Here is a 23696-nt window from a genome sequence, read left to right on the forward strand (position 1 = left end):
TCGATGTCGTCGCCCTCCTCGCTGCTGCACTGGACCCGCCGCATGATCGAGATCCGCAAACAGAACCCCGCCTTCGGCCTCGGCACCTACACCGAACTCCCCTCCTCCAACCCCGCCGTCCTCGCCTTCCTCCGCGAGCACGAGGACGACCTCGTCCTGTGCGTGCACAACTTCTCCCGCTTCGCACAGCCCACCGAACTCGACCTCAGCCGCTTCCACGGCCGCTACCCGGTCGAGCTCTTCGGCGGCGTCCGGTTCCCGCCCGTCGGGGAACTGCCCTACCTGCTCACCCTCGCGGGCCACGGCTTCTACTGGTTCCGGCTCCGCACGGACGCGGTCTAGAACCCCGCAGCGGGGCGGTTTCCTCTGCCCCGCCCGGGGCACGCATCAGTAACACCCCGACCCCCCGGGGAAAGGAAATGTGACGAAATGGCGGAAACAGTCACACTCTCCGGCAAGACGAGCCCCGGCCTCCTCGCGTCACTGGACCCCCTGCTGCGCGAATGGCTGCCCCGGCAGCGCTGGTTCGCCGGCAAGGGGCGTCCGGTCACCGGGTTCTCACTGGTGGCGGCCACCGAACTGCTGCCCGCCGGAGCCAGGCTCGGGCTGTACCACCTGCTGGTGCGCGCCCGGCAGGGCACGGCGCCGGGCGACTGCTACCAGCTGCTGATCGGCGTCCGCGAGGCCCTGCCGCCCCGGCTGGCCCCGGCGCTGATCGGGCACGTGACCCAGGGGCCGCTGGCCGGGCGGACCGTCTTCGACGCGCTGTACGACACCCGGCCGGCCGAGATGCTGCTGGAGGCGCTGCGCACCGGGACGCGCATCGGCGCGCTGCGCTGCGAGCGCGACCCGGAACAGGAGATCCGGTCGGGACTGGTCCCGCGCCGGCTGACGGGCGAGCAGTCGAACTCGTCCGTGATCTATGGAGATACGTTCATTCTGAAGCTGCTGCGCCGGGTCGTGCCCGGCGTCAACCCGGACCTCGAGCTGCCGCTGGCGCTGGCCCGCGAGGGCTGCCCCCGGGTGCCCGCACCGACCGCGTGGATGCACGCGGACCTCGGCGACGGCGCGAGCGAGGACGAGTCGTACGTCCTGGCCGTGCTCCAGCCGTATGTGCAGGGCGCGGCGGACGGCTGGGAGCTGGCGCTGCGGGAACTCGCCAAGGGCGAGGACTTCGCCGCCGAGGCGCGGGCGCTGGGCCGGGCCACGGCCGAGGTGCACGGGGCGCTGGCCAGGGCGCTGCCCACGGCGACGCTGGGGCAGGCGCAGATGGGACCGACGGTGCACGGCATGACCGAGCGGCTCGACGCGGCGGCGCAGGCGGTGCCCGCGCTGCGTCCGTACGCGCCCGCACTGCGCACCGCGTTCACCGCGCTGGCCGACCTCGCGGCCGAGGGCTGCACCTGGACCGCCCAGCGCGTCCACGGCGACCTGCACCTCGGGCAGTGTCTGCGCGACGCCTCGGGCGAGTGGTCGCTGATCGACTTCGAGGGCGAGCCGGCCAGGCCGCTGGGCGAGCGCCGGATGCCGCAGCCGGCGGTGCGGGACGTGGCGGGCATGCTGCGCTCCTTCGACTACGCGGCCCACTCAGCCGACCCGCCGGCCCCGGACTGGGCGCACGCCTGCCGGGCGGCCTACTGCTCCGGGTACGCGGAGGCGGCGGGCGTCGACCCGCGGACCGACCCCGTGCTGCTGCGGGCCTACGAGACGGACAAGGCGATCTACGAGGTCGTCTACGAGGCCCGGCACCGGCCGGACTGGCTCCCCGTGCCGCTGTCCGCGATACGACGCCTCGCCGCACCCCCCGACCTGCCTTGAGGAGGCTCCGCACGTGACCCCGAAGAAGGTCGAGAAGGCCGCCCCGCACCACCGCAAGTCCCCCGCCGCCCCACCGGCGGACGGCGCACCGGAGACGGGCGTCTCACCGCAGACGGCCCCCTCCACAGGGGCGGACCCCTCCGCGGGGGCGGACCCCTTGCCGAAGGCGGCCCCTCCGCCGGACGCGACCCCCTCCGCACAGGCGGCCCCCCTGCCGCAGGCAAGCCCCTCGGCTGCGGAGGCAGCCCCCACACCGCAGCCGGACCCCCTGCCGCAGGCGGACTCCTCGCCCGGGGTGGTCGCGGAGTCCTCGGGCACCCCGGCCGCCGCCGCTCCCTCGCCGGAGGCGGTCGCGGAGTTCCGCAGCGCCCCGGACGCCGCCGACCGCGCGCGTCTGCTGGAGGGCACGCATCACGACCCGCACTCCGTGCTGGGCGCGCACCCCGCGCCGGGCGGGGTGGTGTTCCGGGTGCTGCGTCCGTACGCGCGGTCGGTGGAGGTGGTCGCCGGCGAGCTGCGCGCCGTGCTCCACGACGACGGCGACGGCTTCTTCTCCGGACTGCTGCCGCTCACCGGGCCGCCGGAGTACCGGCTGCTCGTGACGTACGAGGACTCCACCCTGGAGACCGAGGACTCCTACCGCTTCCGGCCCACCCTCGGCGAGCTGGACCTGCATCTGATCGGCGAGGGCCGGCACGAGCAGCTGTGGACGGTGCTCGGCGCGCATCCGAGGACCCACGAGGGCGTGAGCGGCACGGGCTTCGCCGTGTGGGCCCCGAACGCGCGTGGCGTCCGGCTGGCGGGCACGTTCAACTACTGGGACGGCACCGGGTGCCCGATGCGGTCCCTCGGGTCGTCCGGGGTGTGGGAGCTGTTCCTGCCCGGGGTCGGCGAGGGCGCGCTGTACAAGTTCGACATCACCCGCCCCGACGGTTCGCACACCCTGCGCGCCGACCCGATGGCACGGCGTACGGAGGTTCCTCCGGCCACCTCCTCGGTCGTGGACGCCTCACGGTACGAGTGGGGCGACGCCGAGTGGCTGGCCCGGCGGGCGGAGATACCCGTGCACGAGGCCCCGTTCTCCGTGTACGAGCTTCATCTGGCCTCGTGGCGGCCGGGTCTGACGTACCGGCAGCTCGCCGAGCAGCTGCCCGCCTATGTACGGGACCTCGGTTTCACGCACGTCGAGCTGATGCCGGTCGCCGAGCATCCGTTCGGCGGGTCCTGGGGCTACCAGGTCACCGGTTTCTACGCGCCCACCGCCCGGCTCGGCACGCCGGACGACTTCAGGTACCTGGTGGACGCGCTGCACCGGGCCGGCATCGGGGTCCTGATGGACTGGGTGCCGGCGCACTTCCCGCGTGACGATTGGGCTCTGGCGGAGTTCGACGGGCGGCCGCTGTACGAGCACGCGGACCCGTTGCGCGCCGCCCATCCCGACTGGGGGACGCTGGAGTTCGACTTCGGCCGGCGCGAGGTGCGCAACTTCCTGGTGGCGAACGCCGCCTACTGGTGCGAGGAGTTCCACATCGACGGCCTGCGGGTGGACGCCGTCGCCTCCATGCTCTACCTGGACTACTCGCGCGAGGCCGGCCAGTGGACGCCGAACGAGCACGGCGGCCGGGAGAACCTGGACGCGGTGGCCTTCCTGCAGGAGATGAACGCGACGGTGTACCGCCGCAACCCGGGCGTGGTGACGATCGCCGAGGAGTCCACCGCGTGGGACGGCGTGACTCGCGCCACGCACCACTCGGGCCCCAGCGGCTTCGGCGGGCTCGGTTTCGGGCTGAAGTGGAACATGGGCTGGATGCACGACTCGCTCGCGTACATGAGCCATGAGCCGGTGCACCGCAAGTACCACCACCACGAGATGACGTTCTCGATGGTGTACGCGTACAGCGAGAACTACGTGCTGCCGATCTCCCACGACGAGGTCGTGCACGGCAAGCGGTCGCTGGTGTCGAAGATGCCGGGCGACTGGTGGCGGCAGCGCGCCGACCTGCGGGCGTACCTGGCGTACATGTGGGCCCATCCCGGCAAGCAGCTCCTGTTCATGGGGCAGGAGTTCGCGCAGGGCGCGGAGTGGTCCGAGGCGCACGGGCCCGACTGGTGGCTGCTGGATCCGGCGTACGGTGCGGAGGCCGACCACCGGGGTGTGCGGGACCTGGTGCGCGACCTCAACGCCGTCTACCGGGCGGTCCCCGCGCTGTGGCAGCGGGACACCGACCCGGCGGGCTTCGAGTGGGTGGTCGGGGACGCGTCCGAGGACAACGTCTTCGCCTTCCTGCGGCGCGACGCCGAGGGCACGCCGCTGCTGTCCGTCTCCAACCTGTCCCCCGTCGTCCGCCAGGACTACCGGCTGGGCGTCCCGGACGACGTCCCGGCCTGGCACGAGGCCCTCAACACCGACGCCGGGCGGTACGGAGGCAGCGGCGTCGGCCACCCCGACCCGGTCAAGCCGGAGCCGCAGGGCTCGCACGGCCGGCCCGCGAGCATCCGGCTGACGCTGCCCCCGCTGGCGACGGTGTGGCTGCGGCCCGCCTGAGCCGCGCCGGTGCGGCGCGGCGGCGTGCCGGCGGGTCCTCCCGCCGCACGCGCACCGCGCCGCCCCGGGACCGGGAGCGGCGCGGGCCCGGGGACCGTCACGCCGTGCTGGTCGCGGGCGCTGCGAACGCCTCGGCGAGCGCCTTGGGCAGGGGGCGGCTGTGCACCACGCCGAGCCGCTGCGTCGCACGGGTCAGCGCCACGTACAGGTCGCTGGTGCCGTACCGGGACGGCTCCACCACGAGGACGGAGTCGAACTCGAGCCCCTTGGACTGGCGGGGGTCCAGCAGGACGACGGTCCGCGTGAGGTCCGGCTCCGCGCCCGCGGTCACGCCGTCCAGCCGTGCGGCGAGCCGCCGGTGCAGGCCGCGCGGGGCGATGACCGCGAGCCGGCCCTCGGCGGGCGTCAGCTCCCGGGCCGCCTCGGCCACCGCGTCGGGCAGGTCGTCGGCCGCGCGCGCCCAGGGCCGCACGCCGGTGGACCGCACCGAGCTCGGCGGTGCGAAGTCCGGGCGTTCGGCGCGCACCACTGCGGCGGCCACCTCCATGATCTCGGCCGGGGTGCGGTAGTTGACGCCGAGGCGGGTGTGCTCCCAGCGGTCCTGCACATAGGGCTCGAGGATGTCCGCCCATGAGCCGACGCCGGCCGCCTCCGCGGTCTGCGCGGGGTCGCCGACCAGCGTCATCGAGCGGGTCGGGCAGCGCCGCATGAGCAGCCGCCACGCCATCGGCGACAGCTCCTGCGCCTCGTCGACGATGATGTGGCCGAACGCCCAGGTCCGGTCGGCCGCCGCGCGTTCGGCGGCGCTGCGGTGGTCGTCCTCCTCGTGCCGCTCGGCGAACCGCTCGGCGTCGATGATGTCGTGGGCGGACAGGACCTCGGAGTCCTCCTCCTCCTTGTCGTCGAACTCGTAGGTGCGGGAGGCGTACGAGACGTCCAGGACGCCCTGCGCGTAGGCGATCTGCGTCTCGCGTTCCCGTTCCGCCCGGGCCCGCGTCACCCGGTCGTCCTCGCCGAGCAGTTCGGCGGCCTCGTCGAGGAGCGGCACGTCGGCCACCGTCCAGGCGCGGGTCACGGGGCGGCGGATGACGGCCGCGTCGTCGTCGGAGACGTAGCCCACCGGGTCGGCGAGGAAGTCGGCCACCAGGCGCTGCGGGGTCAGCCGCGGCCACAGCTGGTCGACGGCGGCCCACACCTCGGGGTTCTCGGCGAGTTCGTCGCGGATCTGGGTGATGTCGCTCGGGTCGAGGAGGTTGCTGCCGTCGAAGGGGTCGGTGCCCAGGCGTTCGGCGACCATGTCGGTGAGCGTGTTGAGGATGTGGCCCTCGAAGTGCTCGCGGGCCGCGTTGTGCGGCAGTCCGGCGGCCCGGGTGCGTTCGCGGGCCACCCGCACGAGACCGTCGTCGAGCATGAGGATCTCGCGGTCGTGCTCGATGGCGATCACCGGGTCGGGCAGCGCCTGCCAGTCGCGTACGACGTCGGCGAGGACGTCCGCCATGTCGGCGCGGCCCTTGACCGCCGCCGCCTCGCGGGTGTCGGCGGCCGTCGCCCGCACGCCGGGGAACAGCTCGCCGACCGTCGCGAGGAGCACGCCCGTCTCGCCGAGCGCGGGCAGCACCTCGCCGATGTAGCCGAGGAAGGCGGGGTTGGGGCCGACGATCAGGACGGCCCGCTTGGCGAGCAGCTGCCGGTGCTCGTAGAGGAGGTAGGCGGCGCGGTGCAGGGCGACGGCCGTCTTGCCGGTGCCGGGACCGCCCTCGACCACCAGCACCCCTCGGTGCGGTGCGCGGATGATCTCGTCCTGCTCGGCCTGGATGGTCTGCACGATGTCGTGCATCCGGCCGGTGCGCGCCGAGTCGAGCGCCGCGAGCAGGACGGCGTCGCCGGTCGGGTCCTCGTGGCCGGTGCGGGTGGGGTCGCCGATGTCGAGGATCTCGTCGTGCAGGGCGGTGACCCGGCGGCCCTCGCTGGTCAGGTGCCGTCGTCTGCGCAGCCCCATCGGGGTGTGGCCGGTGGCGAGGTAGAAGGGGCGGGCGACGTCGGCCCGCCAGTCGATCAGGACCGGGGTGCGTTCGGCGTCGCCGGCGCGCAGGCCGATGCGGCCGATGTGGTGGTGGACTCCGGAGGCGAGGTCGACGCGGCCGAAGCACAGGGAGCCGTCGACCGCGTTCAGCGCGGCGAGCAGTCCCGAGCGCTCGGCGACGAGGATGTCCCGCTCGAGCCGGGCCTGCATGGGGGTGTCGCCCTGGGCGAGCGCGTCCGTGACGGAGACCTCGGCGTCGCCGCGCAGGGCGTCCACACGCGCGTACAGATCGTCGATGAATTCCTGCTCGCGCTGCAATTCAAAATCGGCGTTTGACAATTCAGCTCCCGCCCGGATATGATGCCTTCAGTGAACCGCATTACGACTCCATTCAAGTGAAGTCGCGAATCACTCAATATACGCCGAGAAATCCCCCGGGCACAATTGCCCGGGGGATTTCTTCGTATGCGACGCCGGTCCGCTCGGATCAGATCACGTCGGCGATTTCCTCCAGCAGCCGACGCCGGGGCCTGGCCCCCACCATCGACCGCACGGGCTCACCGCCGCGGAACACCATGAGGGTGGGCGTCGACAGCACGTGGTACGCGATCGCGGTGCGCGGATTGCGGTCCACGTCCAGCTGGACGACCTTCAGCCGCTCGCCCTCCTCCTCGGCGATGCTGCCCAGCACCGGGCCCAGCTGCCGGCAGGGTCCGCACCACTCGGCCGTGAACTGCACGAGCACCGGCAGTTCCGCCTCCAGCACCTCCGCCCCGAAATCGTCGTCCGTCACCTCGGTCACGCCGTCCGCCTTGATCACAGTTCCCGCCCTCCCAGTTCGCACCCCGGCTCCGGACCCCCCGGAACCAGCGCCTCGGCCGCCAGCTCGTCCCGCGCCCGCTCGGCCCGCGCGAGCTGTCCGGCGACCGTCTCGCGAACCGCCCGCAGCTCGCCGATGAGCGCGTCCAGCTCGTCCAGCTTGCGGCGGTAGACCACGAGCGACGCCGGACACGAGTCGCCCTGCGGGTGCCCGGCCCGCAGACACTCCACGAAGGGCCGGGTCTCCTCCAGGTCGAAACCGAAGTCCTGGAGCGTCCTGATCTGCCGCAGCAGCCGCAGATCGCCCTCGTCGTACGTCCGGTACCCGTTGTCGCCGCGCCGCGCGGGCAGCAGCCCGCGCGACTCGTAGTACCGCAGCGTCCGGGTCGTCGTCCCGGCCCGCGCGGCCAGCTCTCCGATGCGCATGTCCACGACCGTAAGCCTTGACGCCGACGTCAGGGCAAGCCGCCCGGGGTCCGGCCGGCCTTGCGGCGTGGAGCGCCCGGCCCGGGGCCGGGCAACGCAAAAAACCCGGGCGACCGAGCCACGGGGGAGTGCTCGGCCGCCCGGAGACGGTGGGCCCGGTGCGGGCCGGTGCGGAGATGGCCGGGTGTCCGGCCCCGGTTCAGGCGGGGCCGGACACCCGGAGTCCGTGGGCCGCTCAGGCCTTGGCGAGTTCCTTCTCGCCCTCTTCGCGCTGCTCGGGCAGATCCGCGGCGACGTCGTCGTCGAGGTCGTCGTGGTCGAGCAGGGTCTTCTCGTCGAACGGCAGCCCGCCCGCCAGCACCAGCTGGACGCGCTCCTTGTCGATCTCCTTGGTCCAGGTGCCGATGAGGACCGTGGCGACGGCGTTGCCGGCGAAGTTGGTGAGGGCGCGGGCCTCGCTCATGAAGCGGTCGATGCCGACGATGAGGCCCATGCCGTCCACCAGGGCGGGCTTGTGCGACTGCAGACCGCCCGCCAGGGTCGCCATGCCCGCGCCGGTGACTCCGGCCGCGCCCTTGGAGGCGACGAACAGGAAGAGCAGCAGCGGGATCTGCTCGCCGATCGACATCGGCGTGCCCATGGCGTCGGCGATGAACAGGGACGCCATGGTCATGTAGATCATGGTGCCGTCGAGGTTGAAGGAGTAGCCGGTCGGGACGGTGATGCCGACGACGGGCTTGCTGACGCCCAGGTGCTCCATCTTCGCGATGAGGCGCGGCAGCGCGGACTCCGAGGAGGAGGTCGACAGGATCAGCAGGAACTCGCGGGCGAGGTACTTGAAGAACGTCAGGATGTTCAGGCCCGTGAAGATCCTCAGCAGCGCGCCGAGCACGAGGAAGACGAACAGGAAGCACGTGGTGTAGAAGCCGAGCATCAGGACGGCGAGGCTCTTGAGCGCGTCCACGCCCGCCGAGCCGACGACCGCGGCCATCGCGCCGAACGCCCCGATGGGAGCGACCCACATGACCATCGCGAGGATGCGGAAGACGAGGCGCTGGATGTGCTCGACGCCGCGCAGGATCGGCCGGCCCGCCTTGCCCATGCCCTGCAGGGCGAAACCGCAGAGCAGTGCGACGAGCAGGGTCTGCAGGACGTCCGGCTGGGTGAACGCGGAGAGGATCGTGGTGGGGATGATGCCGAGCAGGAACTCGGTGGTGTCCTTGGCCTCCGCCGAGACCTGCGCCTGGCCGGTCTCCTTCACGGCGTCGGTGATGTGGAGGCCGCTGCCGGGCTCCAGGATGTTGCCGACGACCAGGCCGATGGTGAGCGCCACGAGCGACATGACCACGAAGTAGCCGAGCGCGATGCCGCCGACCTTGCCGACCTTGGCGGCCTGCCGTACGGACCCGATGCCGAGAACGATCGTGCAGAAGATGATCGGCGAGATCATCATCTTGATCAGGTTCACGAAGCCGGTGCCGATGGGCTTCAGCTCGACGGCGAAGTCGGGGGCGGCGAGACCCACGGCGATGCCGATGGCGACCGCGACGATCACCGCGATGTACAGGTAGTGGGTGCGGTCCCGCTTCACGGCGGGTGCGGCAGGTGCCGTATCGGGGGTGCTGCTGGCGGCCACGGCTGCCCTCCTTGACGTCTTCGTCGGCATCACCGGCGTGCGGCTCACGTCCGGGGAGTTGTGGGGGATGCCGTGACTATCCCGTGCTGCTGTGAGGGCGGTCACCCTTCCGTTCATTTAGTTCACGATCGACCTCGGGGGCACACTGACGACATGCGCATCCCCGCCCTCCCCCGCCCCCGCAGCCTGGCCGGCCAGCTGTTCGCCATGCAGGCGGTGCTGATAGCGGTCGTCGTCGCGGGATACGCGCTGTTCACGTACGTCAACGACGGCCGGCAGGCCGAGGAGGCCGCGGGCCGCCAGGCCACCGCGGTGGCCCGCTCGGTGGCCGACTCCCCCTCGGTCCGGGCGGCGATCCACACCGCGAACCCCACGGCCGAGCTTCAGCCCTACGCCCACCGCGTCATGCTCGACACCGACGTCGACTTCGTGACGATCATGAACACCGAGGGCATCCGCTGGACCCACCCGGACGTGGACCAGATCGGCCAGCGCTTCCGCGGCAACACGGCGAAGGCGCTGGCGGGCCGCACGTTCACCGAGACCTACACCGGCACCCTCGGCTCGTCCGTCCGCGCGGTCACCCCCATCAGGGACGACGACAAGCGCATCATCGGCCTGGTCAGCGCCGGCATCCGGGTCGAGGCGATCAGCGCGCGGGTGCAGGACCAGGTGACGGCCCTGTTCGCGTGGGCGGTCGGCGCGCTCGCGCTCGGCGCGATCGGCACGTACGTCATCAACGCGTCCCTGCGCCGCCACACCCACGGTATGAACGCCACCGAGCTGAGCCGGATGCACGACTACCACCAGGCCGCGCTGCACGCGGTCCGCGAGGGGCTGCTGATGCTGGACGGACAGTACAAGGTGGCCCTGATCAACGACGGGGGCCGTGAGCTGCTGGGCGTCTCGGGGGACGTGGTCGGCGCGTCGGTGGCGGAGCTCGGCCTGCCGGCCCCGCTGACGGGCGCGCTGCTCGCCTCGGAGCCGCGGGTGGACGAGGTGCATCTGACGGCGGACCGGGTACTGGTGGTGAACACCTCCCCGGTGTCCGGCGGCGAACGGCGCGGGACGGTGGCGACCCTGCGCGACGTCACGGAACTCCAGTCCCTGATGGGCGAGTTGGACTCCGAACGCGGATTCACCCAGGCTCTGCGCTCGCAGGCCCACGAAGCGGCCAACCGTCTCCACACGGTCGTCTCGCTGATCGAGCTGGGGCGTGCCGAGGAGGCCGTGGACTTCGCGACGGCGGAACTGGAGCTGGCGCAGGCCCTGACGGACCAGGTGGTCGCCGCCGTCAGCGAGCCGGTCCTCGCGGCTCTGCTGCTGGGCAAGACGGCCCAGGCCAACGAGCGGGGCGTGGAGCTGGTGGTCTCGCAGGAGAGCACCCTGGACGACGGGCTGCTGCCCGAGACCCTGCCCGCCCGCGACCTGGTGACGATCCTCGGCAACCTCATCGACAACGCGGTGGACGCGGCCCAGGGCAGCGTCCGCGCGAAGGTCACGGTGACGGCTTCCACGGAGGGCTCCGAGCTGCTGCTCCGGGTCGCCGACACGGGGACGGGTGTGGATCCCGCGCACGCCTCCCAGGTCTTCGAGCGCGGCTTCTCCACGAAACCGGCCGGGCCGGGCGGGCGGGGCCTCGGTCTCGCGCTGGTCCGGCAGGCCGTGCAGCGGCACGAGGGAACGCTGTCGGTGACGGAGGCGGCGGGCGGCGGGGCCGAGTTCGCGGTGCGCCTGCCGTTGCGCACGAAGGCCGCGTCCGGTACCTCCGGATCCGTGTCGGGACCGGGAGGCAGAGGATGAGCGAGGAACCGATCAGAGTGCTGGTCGTGGAGGACGACCCGGTCGCCGCGGACGCCCACGTCATGTACGTCGGACGGGTGCCGGGGTTCGTCGCCGTGGGGAAGGCGCACACCGGGGCGGAGGCCCGGCGGCTGCTGGACCGCACGCCGGTGGACCTGCTCCTGCTGGACCTGCACCTGCCCGACGCGCACGGGCTGCAGCTGGCCCGCTCCCTGCGGGCGGCGGGCTACCACGCGGACGTGATCGCGGTGACGTCGGCGCGGGACCTCACCGTGGTCCGGGAGGGCGTCTCGCTGGGCGTCGTCCAGTACGTGCTGAAGCCGTTCACATTCGCGACCCTGCGGGACCGGCTGGTCCGGTACGCCGAGTTCCGCGGCGCGGCGGGCGAGGCCAGCGGTCAGGACGAGGTCGACCGGGCGCTCGCCGCCCTGCGCGCCCCCGGCCCGGCGGCCCTCCCCAAGGGCCTGAGCGCCCCGACCCTGGAGCGCGTCACGTCGACGGTGCGGGAGTCGCCGGAGGGGCTGACGGCGGCCGGCGTGGCCGAGGCGGTGGGCATCTCCCGGATCACTGCCCGGCGGTATCTGGAGCATCTGGTGGAGTCGGGCCGGGCCGAGCGCAAGCCGCTGTACGGACAGGTGGGACGCCCCGAGCTGGTGTACCGGTGGGTCAGGGGAGCAGCGAAGAGCCGCTGACCGACGAGCCCCGGCAACGCCTCGGCGAGCAGGCGGCGAGCCGGTGGAGCGGATCGTGCCCCTGGACCGGCGGCTGCTGGAGGCCGCGCTGCAGGAGCTGCACCGGGACTACCAGGGCCGGATGGTCGCCACCCTGAGCTGGGGCGAGGGCGGCGCGGCCGGCGAGGCGAGCGACGCCGGCCGGGACTTCCTCGACCGGATCGTCGACCGCTTCTGGACCGGCGTCGCGAACCGGACCGCCTGAGGAGGCGGACGTCCGGCAGACCGCCGGGCCGCCCGGCGGGGGCGGCCCGGGGTCAGGCCTAGAAGACCGACTCGGCCTCGACGATCCGGTCCGCGGGGACCGTCTTCAGCTCGGTGACCGCCTCGGCCAGCGGCACCATCACCACGTCCGTGCCGCGCAGCGCCGTCATCCGTCCGAACTGGCCGCGGTGCGCCGCCTCCACCGCGTGCCAGCCGAAGCGGGTCGCGAGGACGCGGTCGTAGGCCGTCGGGACGCCGCCGCGCTGGACGTGGCCGAGGATGACCGGGCGGGCCTCCTTGCCGAGCCGCCGCTCGAGCTCGTAGGCCAGCGCCGTGCCGATGCCCTGGAAGCGCTCGTGACCGAACTGGTCGATCGCGCCCTTGCTGTAGTCCATGGTGCCCTCGGCCGGGTGCGCGCCCTCGGCGACGCAGATCACCGCGAACTTCTTGCCGCGCGCGAACCGCTCCTCGACCATCTTCACCAGGTCCGCGGGGTCGAAGGGCCGTTCGGGCAGGCAGATGCCGTGCGCGCCCGCCGCCATCCCGGACTCCAGCGCGATCCAGCCCGCGTGGCGGCCCATGACCTCGACGACCATGACCCGCTGGTGGGACTCGGCGGTGGTCTTCAGACGGTCCATCGCCTCGGTGGCGACCCCGACCGCCGTGTCGAAGCCGAAGGTGCGGTCGGTGGAGGAGATGTCGTTGTCGATCGTCTTGGGCACGCCCACCACCGGCAGCCCGGCGTCGGACAGCATCCGCGCCGCCGTCAGCGTCCCCTCGCCGCCGATCGGGATGAGCGCGTCGATGCCGAAGTCGTGGATCATGTCGGAGGCGCTCTCGCAGGCCTCGCGCAGCCGGTCGCGCTCCAGGCGGGAGGAGCCGAGGATGGTGCCGCCGCGGGCGAGGATGCCGCTCACCGCGTTGAGGTCGAGCCCCCGGTAGCGGCCGTCGAGGAGCCCGGCGTAGCCGTCCTCGAAGCCGATGACCTCGTCGCCGTAATGGTCGACGGCGCGGTGCACGACCGACCGGATCACTGCGTTCAGGCCGGGGCAGTCGCCGCCTGCCGTGAGGACTCCGATGCGCATCGTGCTGTGTCTCCTGCTCGCTGTCGTTGCCGGTGAGCCGGATCCGATTGTTTCACGCCGCCGAGCACGCTGTCTCTTGACGGGCGCCTTAACCACGGCCGGGGGTATTGTCAAGAGGGATCTGCTCACCTAGGTGGGCGATTTTTGTGTCCCGGAACAGATGCCCCGGAACAGAGGCCCCGGACAAAGGCCCGGACCAAGCACCCCGGAACGAAACGGAGAGCTGGCGTGACCCGCAGCGTGTACGTGACCGGTATCGACCGCGGCGACGGCCGCCAGGTCGTCGAACTGGGGGTCATGGAGCTCCTGACCCGGCAGGTCGACCGGGTGGGCGTGTTCCGCCCCCTCGTCCACGACGGGCCCGACCGGCTCTTCGAACTGCTGCGTGCGCGCTACCGGTTGGCGCAGGATCCGGCCACGGTCTACGGCATGGACTACCACGAGGCGTCCGCCCTGCAGGCGGAGCAGGGCGCGGACGAACTGGTCTCGACCCTCGTGGAGCGCTTCCACCGCGTCGCCCGCGCCTACGACGTCGTCCTCGTCTTGGGCACCGACTACGCCGACACCCAGTTCCCGGACGAACTCGCCCTCAACGCGCGTCTGGCCAACGAGTTCGGTGCGTCCGTGATCCCGGTCGTCGGCGGCCGCAAGCAGACGGTGGAGTCCGTGCTCGCCGAGACCCGCAACGCCTACCGGGCGTACCAGGGTCTCGGTTGCGACGTTCTCGCCATGGTGACCAACCGGGTCGACCGGGAGGACCGGGAGGAGATCGCCTCCCGGCTGGCCGCCCGGGTGCCCGTGCCCTGTTACGTGCTGCCCGACGAGCCCGCGCTGTCCGCGCCGACGGTCTCGCAGATCAGCCACGCCCTCGGCGCGCGGGTGCTGCTGGGCGACGACTCCGGACTGGCCCGCGACGCCCTCGACTTCGTCTTCGGCGGGGCGATGCTGCCGAACTTCCTCGAGGCGCTGACCCCGGGCTGTCTGGTCGTCACCCCGGGCGACCGTGCGGACCTGGTGATCGGTTCGCTGGCCGCGCACAGCGCCGGCACCCCGCCGATCGCCGGTGTGCTGCTCACCCTCGGCGAAGTGCCGACACAGGAGATCCTGACGCTCGCCGCCCGCCTCGCCCCCGGCACACCGGTCGTGTCGGTGCCCGGCAACAGTTTCCTCACCGCCGAGCAGCTGTTCTCCCTGGAGGGCAAGCTGAACGCGGCCACGCCGCGCAAGGCGGAGACCGCGCTGGGGGTGTTCGAGCGGCACGTGGACACGGGTGATCTGCTGCGGCGCGTCTCCGCGCCGAGCACCGACCGCGTCACGCCGATGATGTTCGAGCACAAGCTCCTCGAACAGGCCCGCTCCGACAAGCGCCGGGTCGTGCTGCCGGAGGGGACCGAGGAGCGGGTGCTGCACGCGGCCGAGGTGCTGCTGCGCCGCGGCGTGTGCGACCTCACCCTGCTCGGGCCGGTGGACCAGATCCGCAAGAAGGCCGCCGACCTGGGCATCGACCTCGGCGACTGCCGGCTCGTCGACCCGGCGACCAGCGAGCTGCGCGACGCCTTCGCCGAGAAGTACGCCGCACTGCGCGCCCACCGGGGCGTCACCGTCGAGCTGGCCTACGACGTCGTCTCCGACGTGAACTACTTCGGCACCCTCATGGTGCAGGAGGGCCTCGCCGACGGCATGGTCTCCGGGTCCGTGCACTCGACGGCGGCCACCATCCGGCCGGCGTTCGAGATCATCAAGACCAAGCCGGACGCCGACATCGTGTCGTCGGTGTTCTTCATGTGCCTCGCCGACAAGGTCCTGGTCTACGGCGACTGCGCGGTGAACCCCGACCCGGACGCCGAGCAGCTCGCCGACATCGCCGTCCAGGCGGCCGCCACGGCCGCGCAGTTCGGCGTGGAGCCGCGGATCGCGATGCTGTCGTACTCCACCGGCACGTCCGGCTCGGGCGCGGACGTCGACAAGGTGCGGGAGGCGACGGAGCTGGTGCGCAGGCGGCGCCCCGACCTGAAGATCGAGGGGCCGATCCAGTACGACGCCGCCGTCGAGCCGACCGTCGCCGCCACCAAGCTGCCGGGCTCCGAAGTCGCCGGCCAGGCCAGCGTGTTGATCTTCCCGGACCTCAACACCGGCAACAACACCTACAAGGCCGTGCAGCGTTCGGCCGGCGCGATCGCGGTGGGGCCGGTGCTGCAGGGGCTGCGCAAGCCGGTGAACGACCTGTCCCGGGGCGCTCTCGTCCAGGACATCGTCAACACCGTCGCCATCACGGCGATCCAGGCCCAGATTCCGTCCCAGACCGGCCGGGACTCCGGCCGGACCCCCAGCGAGAAGGCGACCGACCTGTGAGCGCGACCCGCGTCCTCGTCCTCAACTCCGGCTCCTCGTCGGTGAAGTACCAGCTGCTCGACATGCGGGACAGCAGCCGGCTGGCGAGCGGGCTCGTCGAGCGCATCGGCGAGCGGACCTCCCGGCTCAAGCACTCCCCGCTCGCCGCCGGCGGCGCGACCCGTGAGCAGAGCGGGCCGTTCGCCGACCACGACGCGGCGCTGAAGGCCGTCGCCGAGGAGCTGGCCAGGGACGGCCTCGGGCTGGACTCCCCCGAGCTCGCCGCGATCGGGCACCGGGTCGTGCACGGCGGGCGGCACTTCACCCGGCCGACCGTGGTCGACGACGCGGTGCTCGCCGAGATCGAGCGGCTGATCCCGGTCGCGCCGCTGCACAACCCGGCGAACCTGACGGGCATCCGCACGGCGACGGCCCTGCGCCCCGACCTGCCGCAGGTCGCCGTGTTCGACACCGCCTTCCACACGACGATGCCGGAGTCGGCGGCCCGCTACGCGATCGACGTCGAGACGGCCGACGCGCACCGGGTGCGGCGCTACGGCTTCCACGGGACGTCGCACGCGTACGTCTCCCGGGCGACGGCGAGGCTGCTGGGCAGGTCCCCCGAGGAGGTGAACGTCATCGTGCTGCACCTCGGCAACGGGGCGTCGGCGTCAGCCGTCGAGAGGGGCCGCTGCGTGGACACCTCGATGGGGCTGACGCCCTTGGAGGGCCTCGTCATGGGTACGCGCTCGGGAGACGTCGACCCGGCCGTCATCTTCCATTTGGCTCGTGTCGGCGGAATGTCCATCGACGAAATCGATGCTCTTCTCAACAAGAAGAGCGGTCTGGTCGGGCTCTGCGGGGACAACGACATGCGGGAGATCCGTCGGCGGGTCGACGAGGGCGACGAGCGGGCGAAGCTCGCGTTCGACATCTACATTCACCGGCTGAAGAAGTACATCGGGGCCTATTACGCCGTGCTCGGGCACGTGGACGCGGTGGCGTTCACCGCCGGGGTCGGGGAGAACGCGGCTCCGGTGCGCAAGGCGGCGCTCGCGGGTCTGGGCTCCCTGGGCCTGGCCGTGGACGACGCACTGAACGCGGTGCGCGGTGACGAGCCGCGGCTGATCTCGCCCGCCGGCGCGCGGGTGGCGGTCGCCGTGGTGCCGACGGACGAGGAACTGGAGATCGCGACACAGACCTACGCACTGGTGAAGCGGTAATCATTTGTGACTCCGCCATGCGCAACTGAGCAGGAAAGCAACTGAGCACACTCCTTCTCATTTGTTCTCCGTCAGACGGAATATTCCGTTGCGAAACAAACCGATAGGATCGCCCCATGCGCCGTTCGAAAATCGTCTGTACTCTCGGCCCCGCGGTCGACTCCCACGAAATGCTCGTGTCGCTGATCGAGGCCGGCATGAACGTGGCCCGTTTCAACTTCAGCCACGGCTCCCACGCCGAGCACCAGGGCCGGTACGACCGTGTCCGTGCCGCCGCCAAGGAGACCGGCCGGGCCATCGGTGTCCTCGCCGACCTCCAGGGCCCCAAGATCCGCCTCGAGACCTTCGCCGAGGGCCCGGTCGAGCTGGTGCGGGGTGACGAGTTCACCATCACCACCGACGACGTCCCCGGCGACAAGACGATCTGCGGCACGACCTACAAGGGCCTGCCCGGCGACGTCTCGCGCGGCGACCAGGTCCTCATCAACGACGGCAACGTCGAGCTCAAGGTCCTCGACGTCGAGGGCCCGCGGGTGCGGACGATCGTCATCGAGGGCGGGGTCATCTCCGACCACAAGGGCATCAACCTGCCCGGCACGGCCGTCAACGTGCCCGCGCTGAGCGAGAAGGACATCGAGGACCTGCGGTTCGCGCTGCGCATGGGCGCGGACCTGGTCGCGCTGTCCTTCGTCCGGGACGCCAAGGACGTCGCCGACGTCCACCGGGTCATGGACGAGGAGGGCCGCCGGGTCCCCGTCATCGCCAAGGTGGAGAAGCCGCAGGCGGTGGAGAACATGGAGGACGTCGTGATGGCGTTCGACGGTGTGATGGTCGCCCGTGGCGACCTCGCCGTCGAGTACCCGCTCGAGCGGGTCCCCATGGTGCAGAAGCGCCTGATCGAGCTGTGCCGGCGCAACGCCAAGCCGGTGATCGTGGCGACCCAGATGATGGAGTCGATGATCACCAACTCGCGGCCGACCCGCGCCGAGGCCTCCGACGTGGCCAACGCGATCCTGGACGGCGCGGACGCGGTCATGCTGTCGGCCGAGTCGAGCGTGGGCGCGTATCCGATCGAGACCGTCAAGACGATGTCGAAGATCGTCACCGCGGCCGAGCAGGAGCTGCTCAGCAAGGGTCTGCAGCCGCTCGTCCCGGGCAAGAAGCCGCGCACGCAGGGCGGTTCGATCGCGCGCGCCGCGTGCGAGATCTCCGACTTCCTCGGCGGCCGGGGCCTGGTGGCGTTCACCCAGTCCGGCGACACCGCCCGCCGGCTCTCGCGCTACCGCGCGTCCCAGCCGATCATCGCCTTCACCACCGACGAGGACACCCGCAACCAGCTGGCGCTCAGCTGGGGCGTCGAGTCGCACGTCGTGCCGTTCGTGAACACCACGGACGAGATGGTGGACATGGTCGACCAGCAGATCGCCAAGATCAACCGCTTCAACCCGGGCGACGTCGTCATCATCACCGCCGGCTCGCCCCCCGGCGTCCCCGGCACCACCAACATGCTCCGGGTCCACCACCTCGGCGGCGGCTCCCGCGACTGAGCGGGCAGCGGCCCCTGAAGGGCCCTGTACGCGCCTGAGGGCGCCTCCTGTGACACAGGGGGCGCCCTCAGGCGTTTGTGCGGCTCCCGGACGGGCTGGTGGGCTCGCGCGGCGCTCGGCTCAGCCGGCGGTCGTGAACTGGTGCAGTCCGGGGACGTGCAGCGTGCCGCCGAACTGGCCGGCCTGCTGGACCTTCGCGTTGGTGAAGTAGATCAGCGGGATGTTCAGCGGCGGCGGGCTCTTCGGGCTGAACGTCACCGGTATCAGGCCGAACAGGTTCCCGGAGATGCTCTCCGTGTACATGACCGTGTCGCCGTCGCGGATGGTGGACGTCGTGCCCTTGCCGGCCTGCACGTGGTACGTCTTGCCGGACTGCTTGTCGTTGACCGTCTGGTGCAGGTCGCCGATGTCGGTGCCGCCGGAGATGACGTACTTCAGCACTTCCTTGACCGTGCCGTTGGCCGTCTTCACCTTCACGACGCCCTGGTAGTCGGCGCCCTTGAGCAGCAGCGAGCTCGCGTTGAGGTACCAGGGTTCGTCGGGCAGCGCGACCTTGCCGTTGTCGATCCCGCCCTCGTCGTCGGTGGCGGCGGGGCAGTCCTCGGCGTCCTTCGCGGCGTCCTTGGAGGCGCTCGGCGAGGCCGTGGCGTCGGCGGCGGTGTCCTTGACGTCCTTCGCCGTCTCCCCGGCCTTGTCGGCGGTGTCCTCGGCGGTGTCCTTCGCCTTGCCGGTGACGGCGTCGGCGGTGTCCTTGGACGTGCCCGAGGAGGTCTTCCCCGAGGACGTCTTGCCGGAGGAGGTCTTGCCGGACGACGAGTCGCCGGACGTGCCCGAGCCGGAGGCGTCCGAGGAGCCGGAGCCCGACGCGGCGTCACCGGCCGGGGCGGAGGCCGACGGCGAGGGGTCGGCCCCGGTCGTCGCGTCGGCGTCCTTGCCGTCGAACAGGTCCGTGATGGCGTCGCCGATGGTCTCCAGGACGTTCTTGCCCGTCTCGGTGTCCGTCGGGGCCGTCGTCGTGGTGTCGGCGGACGTCGCGGACTTCTCGGGGGCGGAGGACGCCGACGGGGAGGGCTTCGCCGCGTCGTCGGAACCTGAATCCGACGAGGCGGAACCGCCCTTGCCCGAATCGCCCGCCGTGCCCTTGGAGTCGTCCGAGTCGCCCTTGGAGCTGTCCGAGGAGTCCTTGGAGTCGTCCTTGGAGTCGTCCTTGGCGTCGTCCTTCGTGTCGCCCTTGGCGTCGTCGGCGGACTCGCTCGCGGAGGCGGACGGCGAGGCGGAGGCGTCCGCGAGGGCCGCCACGCAGTCCTTGTACTCGTCGATCGTGAGGCTCTTGGACGCCGGCTGGCCCTCGGCGTTGGCGAGGGTGGGCGTGAAGCCCATGCCCATCAGCACCGCCGTCGGCATGGCCGCCAGGGCTATCGCCTTGCCGGCCGGCATGTGGAACCTGGTGAACAGCGGCTTCTTGGGTGCCGCGTGCCGCGGCCCGGTGCTTCTCACGCGGGCAGCGTCCACATCGCTCCCGGTGGAAACCTCGTCAGCCGGCACTGTGCCTCCCGTTCGCCCCGTTCGCCGGGCTCGTTCCTGACAGATCGTGCAGGTCGTGCAGGTCGTTCGGCTCGCCCGGCCCGTCGGCGTCCTTCGTGAAGGACGGGCCGCCGGTCCGGTCCGGTCCCGTGCTGTACGGGTTCTCGGCGAGGTCGCCGGTCTTCGCGGGGCCCTCGGGGAACGCGCCCTCGGGAGCTCCACCGGCGTCGGCGGACGCCTCCGGGCCCGGGGCGGGCGCGGGCGGCGCGCCGGGAGCCCACGACACGGCCATCGCCCCGCCGATCAGCGCGAAGAAGAAGCCGATCAGGAAGCCGCCGAGGTTGGACACCGGGATGGACACCAGGCCGAGCAGGATCGCCGCGACGCCCGCGAAGACCTGAACGTGCTTCTGGAACCACAGACTGATGCCCAGGACGCCGAGCAGGACGCCGATGATCAGCGACCCCGCGCCCGCCGTGGTCGCCATCGCCAAGGTCAGATGGCCCACCTGGAGGTGGGCGTAGGGGAAGTAGGCGATGGGGAAGCCGGCGATAAGGACGAACAGGCCCGCCCAGAACGGCCTGGTGCCCCGCCAGGCGCGGAACTGCTGCCTCCGGCGGGTGAACTGCCCGGGGGCGTCAGGGGTCTCGGCGCTCATGGAAAACAGCTCCCTGGTGCGGCTTTGCTGTGGTGGTGAGTCGTACGACTGGTGAAGCCCCGGGCTTCAGACTGGACGGGCGGGGGCGCCACCGGCTCCCCCGCCCGTCAGAGAGTGCTTAGTAGCACTCCTTGACACCCGACGACAGCGACATCTTCAGGCCGCTGAGCTTGAAGGTTCCGGCAGTGGTGGCCCACGCCGTCTGCTTCACGTCGGTCAGGGTGGCCTTCTCGGCGTCCTGACCGAAGCCGAACGGGTTGGCGGCGTCACCGCTCTTGATGCCGGGACCCTTGAGGTCCTTGCCGGCGACGCCGATCCGGATGTTCTCGAACGTCGCGTCGGCGCTGAGGTCCTCGACGTCGATGTAGAGGTTGTCGGCCTCGACCGGCTTGCTGCCGCCGCCCGCCTTCAGCGTCAGGCTCACCGAGCCGAGCAGCGGGATGTTCGGCGTGACCACGGACTGGCACATGTTCGTGATCTCGGCCTTGGTGAAGGACGAGACCGCGACCGCGTGAGCAGTCTTGCTGCCGTCGAGGTTGTACCCCGAGTCGATGGCTCCGTACTGCGCGAAGCCGGTACCGACGAGCTTGTCGGCGGTGACCTTGAACGACTGCCCCGAAACACTGAACGACGCGGCCAGGGCACCCTGCGCGAGGGCGACACCTATACACGCCGTAGCGGCGACGCTGGGGACCATGACCACAGCGAAGCGCTTCCATCTGGTCCCGCCACGCACCTGGGACTCCATATTTCCTCCTTCTCGGACGTACATCTCCTGGCTCCGGCTCGCCTCCGATGAGGGCGAGTCAGCCGGCCAGGGATGGGAGAAGTGCTACGTCCTCGGGAAGGGGAGCGCCTGTTCCGGAGGCGCGTACCGCGCACCGAATCACCGGCGATCACCCCCGAGCGACAACCACTGGTCGCGCCTGACACGCATCACGCACAACCTTGCCGGACAGGCTCCGCCTCGGCGAAGACCCCCCTGTCCGAGGGCCGACGTCACTGTCGTCGACCCTGCTCGGTGGGGACCCAGGAGAACCCGTCCGCCCAACCGGCTGTCGGGGTACGGGATTGGACCGAGCGTGGCCGATCGTGGTGCATTCTCGCCGCCCGCACAAGGGGGTTCGTTACTGGCTAGTAACGGCCGGATAACCGAACAACGACCCACAGGTCTCGGCCGACGACGCAGGGTGTCTTTCATGCCCAGGACAAAACTGTTGACCAATGGACAGAAACCGACAGACCGACGGCCTGGCCTTACTCCTAGTAACAGCGGCCGCGATTACCAAGATTTGGTAAAGCGCGGCCGCTGGGGAACCACTTCGACGAAATTTTCACTCCGACACCACCGGCCCCGACGTTTAGCGACTGGTCAGAACCGGGGCCGGACGGGGTCAGAACAACGCGCGCGCCAGCGCCCGCCGTGCCGCCGCCACCCGTGGGTCGTCGGGGCCGACCACGTCGAACAGTTCGAGCAATCTCACCCGCGCGGCGTCCCGGTCGTCGCCGGCCGTGCGCCGCACGGTGTCGATGAGCCTGCCGAAGGCGTCCTCGACATGACCGCCCACCAGGTCCAGGTCGGCCGCGGCGATCTGGGCCGCGACGTCGGTGGGACGTTCGGCCGCGTCACTGCGTACCCGCTGCGGATCCATGTCGCCGACCCGCTGGAGCAACTCGGCCTGGGCGAGACCGAGTCGGGCCTCGGGGTTTGCGGGGTCGTCGGCCAGGACGTTCTTGTAGGCCTGCACCGCGCCGCCGAAGTCGCCCCCGTCCAGCGCCTGCACGGCGGCTTCGAGGAGCGCGTCGTACGGTCCGACGGGCTCGGCCGGAGCGGCCTGGGCGTCGCCCGGGCCGGCGTCGGGGTCGACGGTCAGGCCGGTCAGCCCGAACCGCTGCTCGGCGACCTGCACCAGCTGGTCGAGGGTCTGGCGGATCTGCGCCTCGCCGGCCGCGCCCTGGAAGAGGGGCAGCGCCTGTCCGGCGACGACGGCGAACACGGCCGGAATGCCCTGCACCCCGAACTGCTGCATCAGCATCTGGTTGGCGTCGACGTCGATCTTGGCGAGCAGGAAGCGGCCGTCGTACTCGAGGGCGAGTCGCTCCAGGACCGGGCTCAGCTGTTTGCACGGCTGGCACCACTCGGCCCAGAAGTCGATGACGACGGGCACCTCGGCGGACCGCTGCAGGACCTCCCGCTCGAACCCCGCCTCGTCGACGTCGATCACGAGGTCGGCCGGGGAGACGGCTCCCGTGCCGCCCTGCCGTGCCGCTTCGGCGCGCGTCTGTTCCGCCTTGGCCTTGGCCTCCTGGGCCGCCTTCACCGCGGCGAGGTCGACGACTCCGCTCATGGACATGTTCCGTGGCTGCATGCGTCTATCCTCCCCCGTCCGCGCGCCTGCGTGAAAAGCGATCCGAATACTCCCGAACATCCCGGGCACGGGCGCTCGGGTCCCCACCCCGCGCCGTGCCGGGTCCGGCTCGCGTACGTCCGTCGCGAGCTTTCGCTACGAGTCGTAGCGTAATGGCACCGAGTGCTCTCGCGCCAAGCGCCTCCCAGTGATCTGCCTCACGGACGCAGCGGAAAAACCTGCGGTTATGGTCGGAGAATGCAGAGCCGCACGCCCGCAGTCCGTACGGGCCGCCCGCGCAGCGCCGCCGCGGACGCCGCGATCCTGGCCGCGACGCGTGCGGCGCTGGTCGAGCTGGGCTGGTCGAAACTGACCCTGGGCGACGTGGCGACACGCGCCGGCGTCGCCAAGACGACGCTCTACCGCCGCTGGGCCGGCAAGAACGAACTGGTCGTGGACGCGGTCGCGGAACTGTTCGACGAGCTCGAACTCCCCGACCGCGGCAGCCTCGCCGCCGACATCGAGGGCGTGGTCCTGCAGTTCGCGGCGATCCTGGCGCAACCGGAGGCCAAGAACGGCCTGATGGCGGTCGTCGCCGAGTCCACCCGCGACGACGCTCTGCGCGAGCGCATCCGCGCCTCCATCGTCGAGCCGCAGAAGGGCCTGGTCCTGGAGGGCCGCGCCCGGGCCCAGGCGCGCGGCGAACTCCCCATGGAGACCGACCCGGCCGAGGCCGCGCGCACCGTCGACCTCATCTTCGACGTCGTGGCGGGAGCGGTGGTGCACCGCACGCTGGTCAGCGCGGAACCGGCGGACGAGGAATGGGTGCACGCCTTCACCCGGGTCCTGCTCCTGGGCCTGACGCCGGCCTCCGGGCAGGCCTAGGTGTATTGCCCTGAGAGGTTGGGGACGCGGCTGGCGGGTGGTTGGCCCTTCAGCGCGGTGTGTCCGCGGTGGTGATTGTAGGTGTGCAGC

19 protein-coding genes are annotated in these 23696 nt (G+C 71.5%); 10 read left to right on the forward strand and 9 right to left on the reverse strand.

Annotation, left to right across the window (positions count from 1 at the left end; all coding sequences use genetic code 11):
- The 3 genes from ACH4ZA_RS38925 to glgB all read left to right on the forward strand — a co-directional run.
- A partial coding sequence (locus tag ACH4ZA_RS38925; protein ID WP_398433755.1) for an alpha-glucosidase C-terminal domain-containing protein occupies positions 1-342 on the forward strand: 342 nt, incomplete at its 5' end.
- Positions 343-429: 87 nt separating this feature from the next.
- The gene (locus tag ACH4ZA_RS38930) at positions 430-1818 is read left to right on the forward strand and encodes a maltokinase (RefSeq protein WP_398433756.1); all 1389 of its coding nucleotides are present in this window, start codon (positions 430-432) and stop codon (positions 1816-1818) included.
- A gap of 211 nt (positions 1819-2029) precedes the next feature.
- A complete protein-coding gene (gene glgB, locus ACH4ZA_RS38935) occupies positions 2030-4363 on the forward strand; it encodes a 1,4-alpha-glucan branching enzyme (protein ID WP_398433763.1) in 2334 nt (777 codons plus the stop codon).
- Positions 4364-4460: 97 nt separating this feature from the next.
- Here glgB and ACH4ZA_RS38940 read toward each other — a convergent pair whose 3' ends face one another.
- The 4 genes from ACH4ZA_RS38940 to ACH4ZA_RS38955 form a co-directional block, all read right to left on the reverse strand.
- Positions 4461-6704 carry a HelD family protein gene (locus tag ACH4ZA_RS38940; protein WP_398433764.1) on the reverse strand — a complete coding sequence of 748 codons (2244 nt, stop codon included), beginning with the start codon at positions 6702-6704 and terminating at the stop codon, positions 4461-4463.
- A gap of 169 nt (positions 6705-6873) precedes the next feature.
- The gene (locus ACH4ZA_RS38945; RefSeq protein WP_398433757.1) at positions 6874-7206 is read right to left on the reverse strand and encodes a thioredoxin family protein; all 333 of its coding nucleotides are present in this window, start codon (positions 7204-7206) and stop codon (positions 6874-6876) included.
- The gene (locus ACH4ZA_RS38950; RefSeq protein WP_319281165.1) at positions 7203-7631 is read right to left on the reverse strand and encodes a MerR family transcriptional regulator; all 429 of its coding nucleotides are present in this window, start codon (positions 7629-7631) and stop codon (positions 7203-7205) included. The genes ACH4ZA_RS38945 and ACH4ZA_RS38950 overlap by 4 nt, the downstream gene beginning before the upstream one ends.
- A gap of 235 nt (positions 7632-7866) precedes the next feature.
- Positions 7867-9297: a cation:dicarboxylate symporter family transporter gene (locus ACH4ZA_RS38955; protein WP_319281209.1), complete on the reverse strand. Its 1431-nt coding sequence runs from the start codon at positions 9295-9297 to the stop codon at positions 7867-7869.
- Between the two features lie 123 nt (positions 9298-9420).
- On the opposite strand from ACH4ZA_RS38955, the gene ACH4ZA_RS38960 reads away from it, so the two are divergent.
- The 3 genes from ACH4ZA_RS38960 to ACH4ZA_RS38970 are packed head-to-tail and all read left to right on the forward strand — an operon-like array spanning position 9421 to position 12006.
- Positions 9421-11070 (forward strand): sensor histidine kinase, encoded by a 1650-nt coding sequence (locus ACH4ZA_RS38960; protein WP_319281167.1) that lies wholly within the window; start codon positions 9421-9423, stop codon positions 11068-11070.
- Entirely contained in the window at positions 11067-11762 is a 696-nt protein-coding gene (locus ACH4ZA_RS38965) for a response regulator (protein WP_319281169.1), read from the forward strand. Before ACH4ZA_RS38960 ends, ACH4ZA_RS38965 begins: the two co-directional genes overlap by 4 nt.
- Before the next feature lie 55 nt (positions 11763-11817).
- A complete protein-coding gene (locus ACH4ZA_RS38970; protein WP_398433758.1) occupies positions 11818-12006 on the forward strand; it encodes a hypothetical protein in 189 nt (62 codons plus the stop codon).
- Between the two features lie 58 nt (positions 12007-12064).
- Here ACH4ZA_RS38970 and ACH4ZA_RS38975 read toward each other — a convergent pair whose 3' ends face one another.
- Positions 12065-13090: an ATP-dependent 6-phosphofructokinase gene (locus ACH4ZA_RS38975; protein WP_319281171.1), complete on the reverse strand. Its 1026-nt coding sequence runs from the start codon at positions 13088-13090 to the stop codon at positions 12065-12067.
- Positions 13091-13318: 228 nt separating this feature from the next.
- On the opposite strand from ACH4ZA_RS38975, the gene pta reads away from it, so the two are divergent.
- The 3 genes from pta (at position 13319) to pyk (ending at position 18191) form a co-directional block, all read left to right on the forward strand.
- On the forward strand, positions 13319-15442 hold the full coding sequence (pta, locus tag ACH4ZA_RS38980; RefSeq protein ID WP_319281173.1) for a phosphate acetyltransferase: 2124 nt from the start codon (positions 13319-13321) through the stop codon (positions 15440-15442).
- Entirely contained in the window at positions 15439-16644 is a 1206-nt protein-coding gene (locus tag ACH4ZA_RS38985) for an acetate kinase (RefSeq protein ID WP_398433759.1), read from the forward strand. Before pta ends, ACH4ZA_RS38985 begins: the two co-directional genes overlap by 4 nt.
- Before the next feature lie 116 nt (positions 16645-16760).
- On the forward strand, positions 16761-18191 hold the full coding sequence (gene pyk, locus ACH4ZA_RS38990; RefSeq protein ID WP_319281177.1) for a pyruvate kinase: 1431 nt from the start codon (positions 16761-16763) through the stop codon (positions 18189-18191).
- A gap of 120 nt (positions 18192-18311) precedes the next feature.
- Here pyk and ACH4ZA_RS38995 read toward each other — a convergent pair whose 3' ends face one another.
- From ACH4ZA_RS38995 to ACH4ZA_RS39010, 4 genes are all read right to left on the reverse strand, one after another.
- A complete protein-coding gene (locus ACH4ZA_RS38995) occupies positions 18312-19736 on the reverse strand; it encodes a hypothetical protein (protein WP_398433760.1) in 1425 nt (474 codons plus the stop codon).
- A complete protein-coding gene (locus ACH4ZA_RS39000; protein ID WP_398433761.1) occupies positions 19726-20373 on the reverse strand; it encodes a DUF6114 domain-containing protein in 648 nt (215 codons plus the stop codon). The genes ACH4ZA_RS38995 and ACH4ZA_RS39000 overlap by 11 nt, the downstream gene beginning before the upstream one ends.
- 118 nt (positions 20374-20491) lie before the next feature.
- A complete protein-coding gene (locus ACH4ZA_RS39005) occupies positions 20492-21121 on the reverse strand; it encodes a DUF6230 family protein (protein ID WP_319281183.1) in 630 nt (209 codons plus the stop codon).
- 646 nt (positions 21122-21767) lie between these two features.
- The gene (locus ACH4ZA_RS39010) at positions 21768-22742 is read right to left on the reverse strand and encodes a tetratricopeptide repeat protein (RefSeq protein WP_319281185.1); all 975 of its coding nucleotides are present in this window, start codon (positions 22740-22742) and stop codon (positions 21768-21770) included.
- A 237-nt stretch (positions 22743-22979) separates the two neighbouring features.
- Between ACH4ZA_RS39010 and ACH4ZA_RS39015 the strand changes: the two genes are divergently transcribed.
- On the forward strand, positions 22980-23606 hold the full coding sequence (locus ACH4ZA_RS39015) for a TetR/AcrR family transcriptional regulator (RefSeq protein WP_319281188.1): 627 nt from the start codon (positions 22980-22982) through the stop codon (positions 23604-23606).
- Positions 23607-23696: the final 90 nt, after the last annotated feature.

It is taken from the genome of Streptomyces sp. NPDC020597 (assembly GCF_044335095.1).
In the GTDB taxonomy this organism is placed as follows: domain Bacteria; phylum Actinomycetota; class Actinomycetes; order Streptomycetales; family Streptomycetaceae; genus Streptomyces.